Genomic DNA, 16,526 nt, shown 5'->3' on the forward strand with positions numbered 1-16,526 from the left:
GCGGTGACGCTGACCATCGGAGTCGACGTCGGTGGCACCAAGGTGGCCGGCGGTGTGGTCGACGACACCGGCCGGGTACTGGTGCAGACCCGACGGGACACCCCCGCCGAGGATGTGGGCAAGACCAGGGACGTCATCATCGAGGTGGTCACCGAGCTGGCCGCCGGACGCCAGATCACGGGCGTGGGCATCGGCGCGGCCGGCTGGATCGACGCCACCCGGTCCACCGTGCTGTTCGCCCCGAACCTGGCCTGGCGGGACGAGCCGCTTCGGGCGTACGTCAGCGCCGCGGTCGGCCTGCCGGTGATCGTGGAGAACGACGCCAACGTGGCCGCCTGGGCGGAGTTCCGCTACGGCGCCGCCCGCCACGCCGAGGACTCGATGGTCATGTTCACCATCGGCACCGGCGTCGGAGGCGGCATCGTGCTCGGCGGCGAGCTGGTCCGGGGTGCCCACGGCATCGCCGCCGAACTGGGGCACATGCTCACCGTGCCGGACGGCCACCAGTGCGGCTGCGGCCGGCTCGGCTGCATCGAGCAGTACGCCAGCGGCAACGCGCTGGTCCGCTTCGCCCGGGCCGGTGCGCGGCAGGAGCCGCAGCGTGCCGCCGCACTGCTCACCCTGGCCGGCGGGGACGCCGAGTCGATCACCGGTCCGATGGTCACCGCGGCGGCGCAGGGGGGCGACCCGGTCTCCTCCGAGGCGTTCGCCCAGATCGGGCGCTGGCTGGGTACCAGCCTCGCCGACATGGCCCAGATCCTCGACCCGCAGGTGCTGGTCGTCGGTGGCGGTGTGATCGAGGCCGGTGACCTGCTGCTCGGTCCGACCCGGCGGTCGTTCGCCGACGCGCTCGCGCAGCGGAGCCGCCTCCCGGTGGCCGAGGTGCGTCCCGCCGAACTGGGTAACACCGCCGGCGTCATCGGCGCCGCCGACCTGGCCCGGCGCATCTGATGGCGGGCGTGCCGTTACGGGTGGTGTCGTACAACATCCACACGCAACGGGACGACAGGGCCGCGCTGGCGGAGGTGGTCCGGGCCGTCGGCCCGGACGTGGTGATCGTGCAGGAGGGGCCGCGCCGGTTCCGCTGGCGCCGTAGGTGCGCCGCCCTGGCCGAGTCGTTCGGCCTGGTGGTGGGCGCCGGTGGGCTGCCGGCGCTGGGCAACCTGCTGCTGACCAGTCTGCGGGTACGCGTGCATGCCACCAGGTGCCAGCGGTTCCCGCTCACCCCCGGCCGGCACCTGCGCGGCGCGGCGTTCGCCGAGTGCGCGGTCGGCGGGGCCCGCTTCGTGGTGGCCGGCACCCATTTGTCGACCGATCCGGCGGAACGCCCCGCCCAGGCGGTCCTGTTCCGCGAGGAGGTCGACGCGGCGCGGTGGCCGGTGCTGGTCGGGGCGGACCTCAACGAGGGGCCGGGCGGCGCCGCCTGGCGGACGATCGCCGACGGGTTGACCGACGCGGCCGTCGCCGCCGACCGGGCCGACCGGCTCACCTACTCCTGCGCGGAGCCGCGCCGCCGGATCGACGCGCTCTTCGTCGATCCCCGGATCACCGTGGTCGACTACGACGTGGTCGACACCCCGCAGACCCGCCGGGCCAGTGACCACTTCCCCGTCCTGGTGGACCTGCTGCTGCCGGTCACCGACTGACCGGTTCACCGGCCAGGGCTGGACAAACACTCTCCGAAGTGGAGAGGATTCGGCGGCGACCCGGCACGCTTACGCGTTCCCCCAAGGAGAGATACCCGGTGTCCACCCCCACCGAGCACGACGGTCCCGACGACCCGTCGGCGACCCTCGCCCTCACCCCCGACGGTCGTCCGGTCTCCGACCGCGGCGACACCGTCTGTGTGATCGGCGCCGGGGCCAGCGGCCTCACCACGGTGAAGAACCTGAAGGAGCACGGCTTCGGCGTCGACTGCTACGAGCGGGAGACCGGCGTCGGCGGCGCGTGGAACTGGCGGCACGACCGCAGTCCGGTCTACGCGAGCACCCACCTGATCTCGTCGCGGCCGTTCACCCAGTTCCCCGACTTCCCGATGCCCGACTCGTGGCCGGACTACCCCCACCACAGTCAGCTGCTGGCGTACTTCGAGCGGTACGCCGACCACTTCGACCTGCGCCAGCACATCTGGTTCGGTACCGAGGTGGTCCGGGTCGAGCCCGTCGCCGGGGACCGCTGGGACGTGACCACCCGCAGCACCGGCGGGTACGGCCCGGAGCGCACCTCCCGGTACGCCGCCGTCGTCGTCGCCAACGGCCACAACTGGTCGCCGAAGCTGCCGGAGTACGAGGGGCTGGCCGAGTTCCGGGGCGAGACGATGCACGCCTCGGCGTACAAGGACCCGGCCCAGCTGCGGGGCAAGCGGGTGCTGGTGGTGGGCGCCGGCAACACCGGCTGCGACATCGCGGTGGAGGCCGCCCAGCAGGCCGCCACCTGTTGGCACTCCACCCGGCGCGGCTACTGGTACGCGCCGAAGTACGTCCTCGGTCGCCCCGCCGACCAGGTCAACGACCTGCTGCTCGCGCTGCGGGTGCCCCTGCGCGTGCGGCAGTGGCTCTACCACCGGACGTTGCGGCTGACCGTCGGTGACCTGACCCGCTTCGGGCTGCCCCGACCCGACCACCGGGTCTACGAGACCCATCCCATCGCCAACAGCCAGCTCGTCTACTACGTCGGCCACGGCCGGATCACCCCCACGCCGGACGTCCGGCGCTTCCACCCGTACGCGGTGGAACTGACCGACGGCCGCCAGATCGATCCGGACCTGGTCGTCTTCGCCACCGGCTACCTGCCCCGCTTCGAGTTCCTCGACGCGCGGATCCTCGGCGACGAGGCCGGCGTCGGACGACCCGCGCTCCACCTGAACGCCTTCCCCCCGAACCATCCGACGCTCGCCGTCGTCGGGTTGGTCCAGCCGGACTCGGGGCTCTTCCCGATCTCGCACTGGCAGGCGGTGCTCGTCGCCCGACTGCTGCTGCTGCGCCAGTACCGCCCCGAGCGGGCGGAGGCGTTCGCCGCGGCGGTCGCCGCCGGGGCCGGGAAGCGCTACTCCGGCCGGGTCGAGGACAGCAGCCGGCACTGGTTCGAGGTGGGACACGTCGACTACCTGCGCGCCGTCCAGCGCGCCCTGAACGAGTTGGAGGCGGTTCGGTGAGCGCGAGGAGTGAGCTTGCGAGCCCCGCAGTCGTGAACGGAAGGTGGTCCGGTTGAGTGGGGAGCGGCTGCGGATCGTCCGGGGTCGGGAGTGGGCCCGGCCGGTGCGCCCCGCCCGCCGGGAGGTGCTCAGCGCACTGCCCGACCCGGAGCAGGGGCGGCCGCCGCTGCTCTTCGTCCCGGGTTTCGGTCACGGGGCGTGGGCCTTCGCCGAGCACTGGCTGGAGCACACCGCCTCCCGGGGCTTCCCGGCGTACGCGCTGAGCCTGCGCGGGCACGGTGGCAGCGAACCGGCGCCGGAGGCGTCGCTGCGGGCGTACGCCCACGACGTGGTCCAGGTGGCGGCGGAGCTACCGCGCCAGGCGGTGCTGGTGGGGCACGGCGCGGGGGCCCTGGTGGTGGCGCACGCGCTGGCCCGCTACCCGGCGCGGGCCGGGGTGCTGGTCGCACCGGTCTTCGGTGGCTGGGGCACGCTCGGCGCGGCGCTGCGCCGCAACCCGGTCGGTACGCTCCCCGCCTTCTGGGGCGGCCGGCTGCGGCTCAACCAGCGACAGCTGTTCAGCCCGGAGCTGCCGGGGACGGTCGCCCGGGCTCACCTGGCCCGACTGGGCCGGGCCGGTCGACGTGCCCAGTGGCGGCTGCTCTTCCCCGGAGCGCTCGAACCGGCGGTGGGCCGCCCGCCGGTGCTGGTGCTCGGCAGCCCGGACGACCGGGTCGTCCCGGCGGCGGCACTGACCCGCACCGCCCGCCGGTACGGCTCGGCCCCACTGCTCTTTCCCGGCATGGGGCACGACCTGATGCTGGACGCGCGGTGGCAGGAACCGGTCGACGCGATCCTCGACTGGTTGGTCAAGGAGCCCGCGCCCGCCGTCGTCCCGGTGTGAGGTGGCGTGGCGAGAACGCATCGCCTCGGCTTGTCCAGCATGTTCAAAGACGAGATCCATGACCGAATCCCTCCGGCGTCAAGTCCCCTTCTCCGGGCGGCGTTTCGTCACCGCGCCGGCCACCTGTGCCCAGCGGGACATGTGGCGGCTGATCCAGCGCGCTATGCCGGACTCGACGTTCTACGACCAGGTCTACCCGGTCGAGCTGCGGGGACCGGGCGGGGTGGACGATGTGATCGCCGTGCTCGCGGAACTGGTGAATCGCTATGAGTCGCTACGCACCGCCTTCCACCGGGACGAGACGGGAGCGCTGATGCAACGGGTGCTGCGGACCGGCTCTTTCGAGACCGACATCCGGTGGGCAGGCTCCGGGGAGGACCCGAAGACCGTGGCCGCCACCTGGCAGCAGAGCCTGCGGCACCGCAGCTTCAGCCTGCAGACGGGTCCGCTGTTCCGGTCCCTGGTCATCCTGTCCGACGACGTCCCGGTGCTGGCCTCCCTGGGCGTCTCGCACCTCGTCGCGGACCTGATGTCGCTGCGCTTGCTGGCCAGCGAACTGACCCGGCTGCTGTCTGCGCGTGTATCGGGACAGTCAGCGCCTGTGCCCCCTGCCTGCCGACAGCCCGTCGAACAGGCTGAGTACGAGCGCTCACCGCGGGGGCAGCAGGCCCTGGACAGGTCGCACGCGTACTGGCGGCGGCAGCTCGCGCAGGCGCCGACCACGATGTTCCCCTACCGCCGCGACGAGCCGTCCGCACCGCGGTTCTACAGCGCGGCCATGGAATCCAAGGCGGTGGCGATGGCACTTCCCGTGCTCGCCGACCGGTACCGGACCAGTACCTCCGCGGTCATGCTGTCCGCGGTGGCCCTGCTGCTCGGCCATCTCGCCGGTCTGCCCGCATGCGCGATCCGGCTGTTGGTCGCCAACCGTTTCGTTCCCGAACTGCGAGCCGCGGTTGCCAATCTGCAGCAGGAGGTCCTGGTCACGCTCGACCTGACGGGGGAGACCTTCGGCGAGGTGGTGCGCGCCACGCTGGCCGCGTCCATGACTGCCTACAGCAACGGTGTGTACGACCCCGACCAGGTCGGAGAGCTGATCCGGTCCGCCGGGAGGGAGCGGGGCGCCGAGCTCTCGCTGTCCTGCTATTTCAACGACATACGGCGGGCACGGGAGGTGCCGGGACGCGCCACGGCCGTGGACGCCGGCTTTGTCCGTGCCGCCATGGCCGACACCGTTCGTCGCCGCAGACTCCTTCAGGGACGCGGAGGACTTCTTCATGGTCATCGAGGACAAGGTGCCGGGCTGGATCCGGGTGGTGCTCTGCACGGATACCCAGGTGCTACTGCCGGAGGAGACTCATCAGTTTCTGCTCGGCGTGGCGTGTGGAGCCCAGCAGCCGCTGCATCCGGTCCGGAGTCGCGTCACCGGCCGCCTCCGCGAGGGTCCAGCCGTTCTTCGCCGCCAACGGCGACAGCAACCCGACCGAATAGCTGAGGGTCTGCCGGCGAGGCTCCGAGCGGCCGAACCGGTGCGCGAGCCGGCCGCGCAGGTCGTCCAGACCCGTCCGCCACCGGACGATCTCATCGGTCAACACAAGCGCAAGAGCCTGCCCGTCCGACGACCGAACACAACAGACCGACAGTGCGATCGCCCCGTCGGCCGGACCCGTAGCATCGACATCGACAGTTTCCCTGTCGGCGTACCTCGGCACGGATCATGCCGATGAGCTGGTAATACTCCAGACCACACAACTACGACTGGTTAAGGCGGGATAGCGAGGAGGAGGGCGGCGTAGGGTCAGCGGGCGGGGACGATGGGGCCGCGGTGCAACCAGTCGATGAGGTCGGGCTCGGCCAGCTTCGCGACCCGATCCTCGTATCGTCGCAGGTCATCTTCGTCGAGCAGGTCCCGCCACTGGCCGCTGACACCCTGGTTGAAGAACCGCTTCGGATCGCGCCACATCGCCGTGACCGGGGTCAGCGCCTCCGCCCGGCCGCGCATCGAGTCGAATGTCGCCGCCCGCACCAGATCCGGCCACCGCGACTCCGGCACCTCGATTCGGAGGCGCTCGGCGAGGAACCTCATCTGGCCTTCAAGATCTGACTTCAGATCGTCGTAGTGCAGCAGCAGCACGTTGGGCCGCTCCCGCTCGGCCCAGAACCCCGACAGGTGGTGCAGCATCGACGGCAGGCCCACCTGCACACTGGTGTCCTCCAGCCAGGCCCAGAACCGGTTGTACGCGGACTCCGCAGGCGCCGGAGCCGTATCGGCGGGCTCCTGGGTCGGGCTACCGCCGGCCGCCAGCATCGCGCCGAAGGCCTCTTGGGCGACGTTCTGGAAATGGGCGTCCCAGGAGATCGCGACGTCCCGGGGATCCCGACCGACCGCGACGTAGGTCACCCCATCATGGATGGGCAGTCCGTCGATGGGCGTATGGGTCTTGATGATACGGCGATGGCGCTGCGCCTCGTAGAACGCGAAGATGTCGTCCCGGCTGCGAGTCAACATGTCGAGCCAGTAGGTGAGGTCGTCCAGCCGTGCCGGCAGCTCCGGTGTCTGGAAGATCAACAGGGCGCAGATCGTCTGGGTCCACGTCGTCCCGCATTTCGCGGGGGTCGAAACCACGATGTCACCTTCGCGGAACGGGAAGCCCTCCCACCGTCCGCTGTCCATGACCTCGTTCTGGTACCGAACCGTCGGTTGGCGCAACGGTCCTCCCCGCTTTTTGGTTGGTCTGTCCATAGCAGACCCAACCTATCGAACGGGCGACCGTCGCCCAGCCTGCGGGCCGGTGAAGGGCGCCTTCGGGCCATGACGGGCCTTCCCGCCAGCCTGAACCGTCCCGCTCGCACTCGTCACAGCGGCGAAGCGTCGCGTCCGGGCTGGACGGTTCGCTCCACGGTCGGGTGAGCGGTGGCGCCCAGGATCCGGATGTGTCGGCTGTCGTGCTGACCTTTGTGGATGTCGATCCGATGCTGCGCCGGGTACACGGCAAGCAGGAGCAGGGCATCGGGTTCGGTCCGGCCCGGTCGGGCCACAGGCCACAACCCGCTCCACGCCGAACGAGTACATCCGGAGCAAGCCGATCGCGTGATCGGCGATCCCGTACACCCGCCGAATCCCCCGATACCGAAATGAACAACTGATGTTCGGCGGCAACCGCGTCGGTGGATCGAGGCTCAGTCGGTGATCATTTCGTGCAGCAGTGAACCGTTCTCGTCCAGCGCGCTGAGGTAGGAGCGGGCCCAGGAACGGATGTCGTACCGGTGCAGGTGTTCGCGCATCGCTCGCATCCGGGCAGCCGCGTCCGCCGGGTCGGCCTGCAGGGCCGCGAGCAAGCCCTGCTTGAGTCCCTCCAGGTCGTGCGGGTTGACCAGGTAGGCCTGGGACAGCTCCGCCGCCGCCCCGGCGAACTCGCTGAGCAGGAGGGTCCCGGAGTCGTCCACGCGGGCGGCGACGTACTCCTTGGCCACCAGGTTCATCCCGTCCCGCAGCGGGGTCACCGCCAGCACGTCGGCCATCCGGTAGAGGGCGGCCAGTTCAGCCCGGTCGAAGGGCTGGGTGAGGTAGTGGATCGCCGGCTCGCCGACCCGGCCGAACTCGCCGTTGATCCGCCCGACCTCGCGTTCGACCCGGTCCCGGAGGATCTGGTACTGCCCGACCCGCTCCCTGCTGGGCACGGCCACCTGCACCATGACCGTGTCCTGGACTTTGACGTCACCGCTGGCGATCAACTCGCTGTACGCCTTGAGCCGCTGCTCGATGCCCTTGGTGTAGTCCATCCGGTCGACGCTGAGGATCACGTGTTCCGGGTCGCCGAGGTCGTTGCGGAGCCGGTCGGCACGGGCCACCACGTCCGGCCGGGCGGCCAGCGCCGCCATCTCGGCGGTGTCGATGGAGACGGGGAAGGCACCCACCCGCACGGTGCGGCCGTCCACCTCGACCTGCCGGTCGGTGGCGGGCACGCCGATGACCTTGGCCACCAGTTGCGCGAAGTTGTGCGCGGCATGGGCGCGCTGGAAACCGACCAGGTCCGCGCCGAGGATCCCGCGCAGCAGCTCGGCCCGGCGGGGGAGTTGCATGAACAGCTCGGGCGGTGGGAACGGCACGTGCAGGAAGAAGCCGATCCGCAGGTCGGGGCGGAGGTCGCGGAGCAGGGCGGGCACCAGTTGCAGGTGGTAGTCCTGCACCCAGACCACGCCGCCCGGCTCGGTCACCGCGGCGGCGGCCTCGGCGAACCGCCGGTTGACCCGCTGGTACGCCTCCCACCAGCGCCGGTGGTGCTCGGGCTGCTCGACCGCGTCGTGGTAGAGCGGCCAGAGGGTGGCGTTCGCGAAGCCCTCGTAGTGGTCCCGGAAGTCCTCCGGGGTGAGGGGGACGGTGTGCAGCCGGACGCCGTCCACGTCGGGCAGGGCGGGCGCCGGACCGGTGCCGCCGGCCCAGCCGATCCAGGTCGCGGGGGTGTGTTTCAGCAGCGGGTGCAGGGCGCTCACCAGGCCGCCGGGGCTGCGGCGCCACTCGCACGCACCGTCGGGCGCCACGCTGTCGTCGACGGGCAGGCGGTTGGCCATCACCACGAGGGAACTCTGTCGCATCTCGGTCGTTCCGATCTGCCGCGGGGTCGACCGCCCGCGTGGGGAGGAAGCGGGCAGTCAGCGAGGGGACGTGACGCTACAACCGTATTCCTACTGACCGTAAGTTACACCGCTGTTACTTCCCCTGGCCGGGTGCCGGATGTCCCGCCATGCGGACAGCCGCGGCGGAACCGGGTCAGGGACGGAACCGATCAGACGACCGCGCCGTCGTCCGGGTCGTGGTCCTCCGCGTCGCCGGGACGCAGTCGCCAGATCAACGTGACGAAGCCGGCGAGGATACCGGTGAATCCGAGCAGGGTCACCACCGCGCGGTCCACCGGCAGGACCGACGGGAAGAGGAAGAGCACGAAGCCGACCACGACCGCCAGCACACCGGCCACGGCGTACTTGGAGACCGGAGGCAGTGGTGGGGGCGGCGGCGGGGTGTAGCCCTCGTCGTCCGGGCCGTCGGGCAGGTCCGCGCCGAAGGTGTCCAGGCCGTCCAGCAGGGAGGGCTCGTCGGGCCGTCGCCGTCCGACCGAGACACCGGAGATGTCGGTGGCGGACGGGAGCGGCCGGACACCGGTGACGGTCGGGCCGGTGCCCTCCTCGGTACGACCGAGTGCGCCGCCCGGTCTCTCCGGGGTGTCGTCCAGTTCCTCGGCGGCCGGCCAGGGCGAGGGACCGGGCGACGGGGCGCGGTGGAAGCCGGCCACGATCCGGGCCCACTCGGCCTCCACGTCGGGCTCGCCGGGGCGGGTCTGCCCGCTGACGCCCTCGTCGCTGAGCTGGGTGAGGTAGTCCCGGGCGGTGGTCAGGTGGGAGCGGTCGACGTAGAGCCGGTCCACCGGGCGGGCGGGCACGGTGGTCGTCCGGGTCACCGGGTTCAGGTCGGCCGAGGGTTGCAGGTAGGCGGCGATGCCGCCCGCGGCGAGCACGTCGAGCAGGTGCTCACCGACACGTGGATCCACGTCGCCCGCGACGGCGTACTCGCTCGCGTCGAGCCCGTTGTCCCGCCGTCCCCGGCGTGCCCCACCCGCTGACACCGGCGTCCTCCTCCTCGCGCCTGACGGCGCAGGTCCTCCGGCGCCCCCGCCCGCACGCCGTGTCCTGAATCGTGACACGTCCGCCCCCGGTTCCGGGAGTGCGTTGTGGCGCGTTGCCGAAAGTCAACGACACCGCCGCAGGTCGCGGCCATGGAATTTTGTCTGTTTGTGCGGGAGGTGCGAGCATGCGGCGGGCCGGGAGACCCGGTGTGACCTACCCGTCCCCGAAGGTTGCGGGGCGCCCGTTGTGGGCCCTCGCTTCCGGTTCGTAGGCTCAGGGACGACAGTCCGTGAGCCCTCGGTCGACCCGGCGTTCGCGCCGGACGCCCGGCGCGCCGCCACGGACCCCTTCGGGAAGGACACCCGGTGCTGTACTGGCTGATGAAGTACGTCATCCTCGGTCCCTGGCTGAGGCTGATCTTCCGACCTCACGTCGAGGGCTTCGCGCACCTGCCCGCCACCGGGCCGGTGATCCTGGCCAGCAACCACCTCTCCTTCTCGGACTCGATCTTCCTGCCGTTGATCGTGCCCCGGAGGGTGACCTTCGTCGCCAAGGCCGAGTACTTCACCGGCAAGGGGATCAAGGGTTGGCTGACCCGGCTCTTCTTCGTCGGCACCGGCACCCTGCCGATCGACCGCTCCGGCGGCCGGGCCGCGCAGGCGGCGCTGGACGCGCAGCTCGCGATACTCCGGGCCGGCGGCGTCGCCGGCATCTACCCGGAGGGCACCCGCTCGCCGGACGGCCGTCTCTACCGGGGCAAGACCGGCGTGGCGCGGCTGGCCCTGGAGAGCGGTGCCCCGGTGGTGCCGGTGGTCATGCTCAACCTGGACGAGATCCAGCCCCCGGGCAAGCTCCTGCCCAAGGTCGCCCAGGTGAAGATCCGCTTCGGCGCCCCGCTCGACTTCTCCCGGTACGCCGGCATGGCCGGTGGCCGCTTCGTCGAACGCGCGGTCACCGACGAGATCATGTACGAGCTGATGGAACTCTCCGGTCGGGAGTACGTCGACATCTACGCCCAGAAGATCAAGAACCAGCAGGCGACCCCCGTCCCCGCCTGATCCGCCCCGTCCCGCAGAGGGGCGGGCGGGGTCAGCAGGCCAGGGTGGGGGAGGAGTAGGTGGGACGGGCCGGGTCGCCGAGGCGGAGCAGACCGGGGGCGCGGTTGCGCAGCGCGAACGCGCGCACCTCGCCCAGGACGGTGGCCGCACCCGCCGGGTCGCCCGCCCGTTCCAGCTCCTTCGCGGCGAGGGCGAGTGCCAGCATCCGGTCGGTCACCGCCGGGATCCGCCCGTACAGCTCGGCGGCGGCACCGTAGAGCTGGCCGGCCCGACCGTGGTCGCCGTCGGTCGCGGCCAGCGCCGCGGTCACGGTCTGCCGCGCGGCGTCGGTCCACGGCGTCCGGTGCGGAGCCCGGTCCAGCATCCCGCGTACCTGCACCGCCGTGTCCCGTCCGCAGAGCACCGCCGCGTACGCCGCCGCCGCGATCCACTCACCGCTGAGCAGCGCCGGCACCGCCGACCACGAGTCGTCCAGCTCCGCCAGCAGCTCCGAGGCCTCGCCGGTACGGCCCTGCAACGCCCGGCAGAGCGCGCTGATGCCGAGCGTGGTCCAGTGCAACCGCCGGAACCCGCTGCGCCGCGCGGTGTCCAGCGCGTCGCTGACGTCGTCGGCCGGCCGGGGCGCCTGGGGGTCCACCGCGGTCAGTACCGGTCCCGGCCCGCCCGCCCGGCCGCCCCGCTCGCCCGCCCCGGACCCGCCCCGTTCGCCGGGCACCGGCTCGTCCCGGAGGATCCGCAGGCAGGCACGCAACCCGCGGACCTGCATGTCCCACCGGCCGGTCGGGGTGTCCACGAAGGCGTCCGCGGCGGCCAGCAGCGCCTTGAACCCGCCCTCGAAGTACGCCCGCATCGCCTCGCCGGAGTACCCGGTGGTCAGCCCGGGGGAGCCGGACAACTCCGCCGCCTCGGTGAGCAGCTCGTTGGAGCGGACCCAGTCGCCCTCCTCGCAGACCACGTAGGCGAGGTTCTGCATCGCCCGGGGCAGGGCGAGCAGCCGCTGCGCCCGCGCGGTCTCGAACGCCGCGTGCAGCTCGTCCACCCCGGTCCGGTCGCCGGCCTGGTAGCGGGCCGTGGCGGCGGTGATCTGCGCGTCCACCCGGGCCTCCACCAGCCCGAGGCGCTCGGCGATCCCGGCGGCGGTGCTGGCCGCCGCCACCGCCTCCGCGCTCTCGTTGTTGAGCATGTGCAGCCGTCCCAGCTCGGCGTAGGCGTCCGCCTTCTGCTCGGTGTCGGGCAGCCCCTCGAACAGTTGGACCGCCCGGGCCAGCCGGCCCAGCGCGGTGTCCCGGTCGGCCCGGATCCACGCCGCGCGACCGAGCAGCGTCCAGGCCCGCGCGGCACAGCCGACATCGCCGTGTGTGAAGAGCCGCTCGGCCAGGTCGGTGAGGGTCTCGGTGCCACCGGCGTCGAGGAACGCCGCGCCGTCGCGGAAGAACGAGATCTCCGCGCCGAGCAGCTCCAGCTGGAGCCGGTCCACCGGGTCGGCGCCGTCGGCCAGGCCGAGCGCCCGGGCCGTGTGGTGCGCCGCCGCGTCCAGGGCGTGCAGGGTGTACGCGCGCCGCGCCGCCCGGTGCAGCGCCTCGCGCGCCGCCGCGGCGTACCGGACGGTGTCCAGCCCGAGGGTGCGGGCGATCTCGTGCGCCGCCCAGCGGTGGTTGGCCAGCACCTCGGCCAGGTCGGTGTCCCGCCCCCGGGCCAGCGCGTCGATCCAGTAGGCGGTCCGCTCGTGCCGGGCGACCCGTTCGGTGCGGGGCAGCCGCTGGTAGCAGACGTCCCGGACCAGGATGTGCCGGAACTGGTACTCGGCCTGCCCGGCCATGGTGGACGCGGGCAGTTCGACGACGAAGTCCCGCTGACCCAGCCGGCGCAACGCCCGCTCCACCGCCTCGACCGGCTGCCCGAGCGCGGCGGCGACCGCACCGGGCCAGAACTGGCTGCCGACCACCGAGGCGGCCAGCAGCACCGCCCGGTCGGCCGGATCGAGCAGGTCGACCCGGTTGGCGATCACCGCGTGCACGTTGTCCGGGATCGGTAGCCCGTCCTGCTTCTTCAACAGCCAGCCCCGCCCCGACTGGCGCAGGAAGCCCTGCTCGATCAGCATCCGCACGTACTCGTGCGCGTAGAGCGGGTTGCCGTCGGCGACCTCGACCAGCGGGTTGATCAGGTCGGGGGAGAAGGCGGACTGGCCGAACAGGTGCGCGTACAGCGAGGTGATCCCGCTCGGACGCAGCGGCGGCAGGGTGATGGTCAGCGACCCGGCGATGGTGCCCGCCCAGGTCGGGTCCCGGGTGATCAGCTCGGGCCGGGCGGTGCCGAGCACCAGCAGCGGCACGTCGCGCGCCGAGGCCCCGAGCAGCTCGACCAGGCGCAGCATCTTCTCGTCGGCCCAGTGCAGGTCCTCGAAGACCAGCACGGTGGGCCGGCGGGCGGCCAGGGCCAGCAGGAACCGTCGCCACGCGGACTGGGTCTCCTCGGCCGGCAGCGTCGGCCCCGGCAGGCCGACCAGCGGGCACAACGCGTCCACCAGCCGGTCCGCCTCGCCCGGCCCGACCAGGTCGGCCACCGCGGCCCGCAGGCGGGGCGCGGCGGCCGTGGCCGGATCGGTGTCGAGGATGCCGGCCTCGGACTTGACGATGTCCGCCAGCGCGGCGAACGTGACGTTCTCGCCGAACGGCGGGCACCGACCGGTACGCCAGGTCAGCGACGCGTCCGCGCTGGCCCGGGTGTGCCGGTACAGTTCCCGCACCAGTCGGCTCTTGCCGATCCCGGCCCGGCCGAACACCGTCACCAGCTGCGGCATCCGCTCCCGGGTCGCCCGGTCCAGCGCGTTGACCAGCAGGCCCAGTTCGTGTTCCCGGTCGATCAGCGGAGTGGCGTCGGGTTCCCGGTCCGGCGCGCGCCGCTGGGCCGCGCCGAGCGCCAGCCACACCTCGGTCGGCGACGAGCGCCCCTTCAGGGTGACCGCCGGCTGCTGCTCGTAGCGGATCGCGCCCCGGGTGAGCCCGTACGTCGTACCGCAGACCAGCACGCCGCCGGGCGGGGCGACCGACTGCATGCGCGAGGCGGTGTTGACCACGTCCCCGGCCACGATGGCCTGACCGCCGTGGTGTGCGGCGGCCACGTCCACCAGCGCCTCGCCGGTGGCCACTCCGACCCGGAAGCGGAGTCCGTCGGCACCCACCGGAGCGAAGCGGGCCAACACGCGTTGCAGCTCCAACCCGGCCCGGACGCAGCGCAGCGCGTCGGTCTCGGTCGCGACCGGCGCACCGAAGAGGGCCATCACCGCATCCCCGATGTACTTCTCCACCACCCCGCCGTACTGGCCGATCACCCGTCGGGCGGCGGAGAAGAAGCCGGTCTGCAACCCCCGGACCAGTTCCGGATCGGACTGTTCCACGTACGGGGTGAAGTCGATCAGATCGACGAAGAGGACGCTGACCCGGCGCCGGTCCTCCTGCCCCGGTGTGGTCGGGGCGGGGCCGCCGACCCGGACCGCCGGGTGCGCGTCGCGGTTCGACCGGGCCCGGCCGCAGCCGGTGCAGAAGGCCGCGTCCGGGGCGAGCGGCCGGTCGCAGTGCTCGCAGGTGAGGGCCAGTCCCGCACCGCAGCCACCGCAGAAGCGGTCATCGGGCGCAGTGCGTCGGCCGCACTGGACACAGTGGGCGGCGATGCCAACCTCCCGGGACGATCCGAGCCGAGTGAGCCGGCCGGGCGCGTCACGCCGGGGCGGCGGTGACCGAAAGTGGCCGGTCGACGGCCCACCGGGACCGTCCACTGCTCAGTATCGCGGTTACGGGCTGCTGTCGGGTACCCGCCTGTTGGCTTACGGACAGTGTCTTTGTCGCGAGGAACGGCTACATTCAGTCAGCCCAGATTCGAACACACAGGGGGAAAATTCCATGGTGTACGTCCGGCTGAACACCGAGTGGACCGACGGCGACGGCGTGAACCACGCCGCGGGGGAGACCGTCGACGTGGACGCCGCCACCCTGGCCGAGCTCCAGGCCGCCGGTGTCGTCACCGAGGTCCCGAAGTCGGGCGGCGACGCGAGCACCGAGTGGGTCGGGCCGACCAGCACGAAGCCCTGACCGACGCACCGCGTCCGGTGTCCCGCGTACCACCCGGTGCGCGGGACACCGTCGTATCCGCCCCCGGTAGCCCGGCCGCAACCGCCATCCTGGACCGTACGGGGGCGACCGTCCCGGGACCGCGCGGGGGCCACGCCCGGGACCGTACGGGGCCGGTCAGCGGTCGGCCATGCCCGCCCGGCGGCGGAGCGCCGCCACGTCGGTCACCACGATCCGGCGTCCCTCGGTCCGCAGCCAACCCCGGCTGGCGAACGAGCCGATCGCCTGGTTGACGCTCTGCCGGGAGCCGCCGGCCATCTCCGCCAGCTGGGACTGGTTCAGCTCGATCGTGATCATCGGAGCCTGGCTCTCCCCCGCCAGCCGGACCAGCGTCTTGGCCACCCGTCCGGGCAGGTCGAGGAAGACGTGATCGGCGTTCTGCTCGGTCAGCCGGCGGATCAGGGCGCCCAGTGAGCGCATCACCGCGTCCAGGATGCGCGGGTTGGAGTGCACCAGCTCCATGAAGGCCGGTCGGGACAGCGCCAGGGCGCTGCAGTCCTCGATCGCCTCGGCGGACGCCGAGCGGGTCGAGGCGTCGAGCAGGGAAACCTCGCCGAGCACGTCCGGTGGCCGGATCACCGACAGCACGGCCCGCTCCCCGGTCGGGGCGGTTCGGAACACCGCGACCGCGCCCCTGCGGAGCACGATCAAAGACTCGCCGGGGTCGTTCTCCACGAAGAGCAACTGCCCCTTGCGGTAGGTGCGCGGTACCGCCGCCGCGATCACCCGCTGACGGACCTCCGGCTCCAGGCCGGCGAACATCTCCACTCCCGTGAGCGCGTCACCCGGCTCCGGCAGGCGCATTTCCACGGCCCAACCCCTCCCCGGTCAAGGACCACAACTCGCAGCCGGGTGAACCTGACAGCCCCTGGGTGGAGGTGAACTGACACCGGTTCGGCGTCCGGTAGCGGTACACATCAGATCATGACGTCCATGTCGCTTGCTGTACACCCCTGAAATCACTTCCGTGACAATCCTGAGCTGCGGCGGATGGCATGGTGAGGGGGTCGGTCCGGCGTCGGGCGGCGACCGCGCGGGGGCGCGGTGGACCGGGGGGTGGACGCCGCCCCCGCCGGTCGGGCCGCCACCGGGGTACGCGAGGATGACCGGGATGGTCTACCGCTATTTCTACGACTGTGAGTTCATCGAGGACGGCCGCACCATCGACCTCGTGTCGATCGGCGTCGTCGACGAGTTCGGCCGCGAGTTCTACGCGGTCTCCACCGAGTTCGACGACACCCGCGCGGTGCCCTGGGTGCGTCGCAACGTGCTCGACAAGCTGCCCTCGCCCGCCGACAGGGCGTGGCGGTCCCGGGAGCGCATCCGGGCGGACCTGCTCGACTTCCTGGTCGAACCGGTCCGTGGCCGGCCGGACGAGCAGATCGAACTCTGGGCGTGGTACGCCGCGTACGACCACGTGGCGCTCGCCCAGCTCTGGGGCTCGATGATCACCCTGCCCCGGGAGATCCCCCGGTTCACCAAGGAGCTTCGTCAGCTCTGGGACGACCGGGGTCGTCCGTCGTTGCCGGCGGCCGAGGCGGCCCGGCACGACGCGCTGGTCGACGCCCGGCACAACCTCGCCCGTTGGCGGGCGATGACCGGCGACTGAGTCGACCGCACCGGCGACCGGCGCGCCCCGGTGACCGGCGGTGACGTGGTCGCCACGTGTCGGGCGGAACATC

Annotated in this window: 13 protein-coding genes; 8 read left to right on the forward strand and 5 right to left on the reverse strand. The window is 72.2% G+C overall.

The window, feature by feature from the left end:
• Positions 1 to 3 precede the first annotated feature (3 nt).
• From GA0074694_RS17705 to GA0074694_RS32985, 5 genes are all read left to right on the forward strand, one after another.
• Positions 4 to 951 (forward strand): ROK family glucokinase, encoded by a 948-nt coding sequence (locus tag GA0074694_RS17705; protein WP_091463353.1) that lies wholly within the window; start codon positions 4 to 6, stop codon positions 949 to 951.
• Positions 951 to 1,646 (forward strand): endonuclease/exonuclease/phosphatase family protein, encoded by a 696-nt coding sequence (locus GA0074694_RS17710; RefSeq protein WP_091459773.1) that lies wholly within the window; start codon positions 951 to 953, stop codon positions 1,644 to 1,646. The genes GA0074694_RS17705 and GA0074694_RS17710 overlap by 1 nt, the downstream gene beginning before the upstream one ends.
• A 98-nt stretch (positions 1,647 to 1,744) precedes the next feature.
• Positions 1,745 to 3,154: a flavin-containing monooxygenase gene (locus tag GA0074694_RS17715; protein WP_091459775.1), complete on the forward strand. Its 1,410-nt coding sequence runs from the start codon at positions 1,745 to 1,747 to the stop codon at positions 3,152 to 3,154.
• Between the two features lie 52 nt (positions 3,155 to 3,206).
• Positions 3,207 to 4,037, forward strand: a complete 831-nt coding sequence (locus GA0074694_RS17720) for an alpha/beta hydrolase (protein WP_091463354.1) — start codon at positions 3,207 to 3,209, stop codon at positions 4,035 to 4,037.
• A 58-nt stretch (positions 4,038 to 4,095) separates the two neighbouring features.
• Positions 4,096 to 5,532, forward strand: coding sequence for a condensation domain-containing protein (locus GA0074694_RS32985; protein ID WP_091459778.1), 1,437 nt, complete (start codon positions 4,096 to 4,098; stop codon positions 5,530 to 5,532).
• Between the two features lie 303 nt (positions 5,533 to 5,835).
• Here the strand turns inward: GA0074694_RS32985 and GA0074694_RS17735 are convergent, their stop codons facing one another.
• The 3 genes from GA0074694_RS17735 to GA0074694_RS17750 all read right to left on the reverse strand — a co-directional run bounded on the left by GA0074694_RS17735 (position 5,836) and on the right by GA0074694_RS17750 (position 9,658).
• On the reverse strand, positions 5,836 to 6,663 hold the full coding sequence (locus GA0074694_RS17735; protein WP_245714782.1) for a sulfotransferase domain-containing protein: 828 nt from the start codon (positions 6,661 to 6,663) through the stop codon (positions 5,836 to 5,838).
• 554 nt (positions 6,664 to 7,217) lie between these two features.
• Positions 7,218 to 8,633 (reverse strand): alpha,alpha-trehalose-phosphate synthase (UDP-forming), encoded by a 1,416-nt coding sequence (locus tag GA0074694_RS17745; RefSeq protein ID WP_091459785.1) that lies wholly within the window; start codon positions 8,631 to 8,633, stop codon positions 7,218 to 7,220.
• Between the two features lie 191 nt (positions 8,634 to 8,824).
• Positions 8,825 to 9,658 carry a hypothetical protein gene (locus tag GA0074694_RS17750; RefSeq protein ID WP_091459787.1) on the reverse strand — a complete coding sequence of 278 codons (834 nt, stop codon included), beginning with the start codon at positions 9,656 to 9,658 and terminating at the stop codon, positions 8,825 to 8,827.
• Positions 9,659 to 10,024: 366 nt separating this feature from the next.
• Between GA0074694_RS17750 and GA0074694_RS17755 the strand changes: the two genes are divergently transcribed.
• A complete protein-coding gene (locus GA0074694_RS17755; protein ID WP_091459789.1) occupies positions 10,025 to 10,717 on the forward strand; it encodes a lysophospholipid acyltransferase family protein in 693 nt (230 codons plus the stop codon).
• A 31-nt stretch (positions 10,718 to 10,748) separates the two neighbouring features.
• Here the strand turns inward: GA0074694_RS17755 and GA0074694_RS17760 are convergent, their stop codons facing one another.
• Positions 10,749 to 14,492: an ATP-binding protein gene (locus GA0074694_RS17760; protein ID WP_245714783.1), complete on the reverse strand. Its 3,744-nt coding sequence runs from the start codon at positions 14,490 to 14,492 to the stop codon at positions 10,749 to 10,751.
• Between the two features lie 124 nt (positions 14,493 to 14,616).
• Here GA0074694_RS17760 and GA0074694_RS17765 point away from each other — a divergent pair, with 124 nt between their 5' ends.
• Entirely contained in the window at positions 14,617 to 14,805 is a 189-nt protein-coding gene (locus GA0074694_RS17765; protein ID WP_091459792.1) for a hypothetical protein, read from the forward strand.
• Between the two features lie 156 nt (positions 14,806 to 14,961).
• Here GA0074694_RS17765 and GA0074694_RS17770 read toward each other — a convergent pair whose 3' ends face one another.
• Positions 14,962 to 15,654, reverse strand: coding sequence for a Crp/Fnr family transcriptional regulator (locus tag GA0074694_RS17770; protein ID WP_091459794.1), 693 nt, complete (start codon positions 15,652 to 15,654; stop codon positions 14,962 to 14,964).
• Between the two features lie 301 nt (positions 15,655 to 15,955).
• Between GA0074694_RS17770 and GA0074694_RS17775 the strand changes: the two genes are divergently transcribed.
• Entirely contained in the window at positions 15,956 to 16,453 is a 498-nt protein-coding gene (locus tag GA0074694_RS17775) for a polyadenylate-specific 3'-exoribonuclease AS (protein WP_091459797.1), read from the forward strand.
• Positions 16,454 to 16,526 lie beyond the last annotated feature (73 nt).

The sequence above is a fragment of the Micromonospora inyonensis genome, from assembly GCF_900091415.1.
Classification (GTDB): Bacteria; Actinomycetota; Actinomycetes; order Mycobacteriales; family Micromonosporaceae; genus Micromonospora; species Micromonospora inyonensis.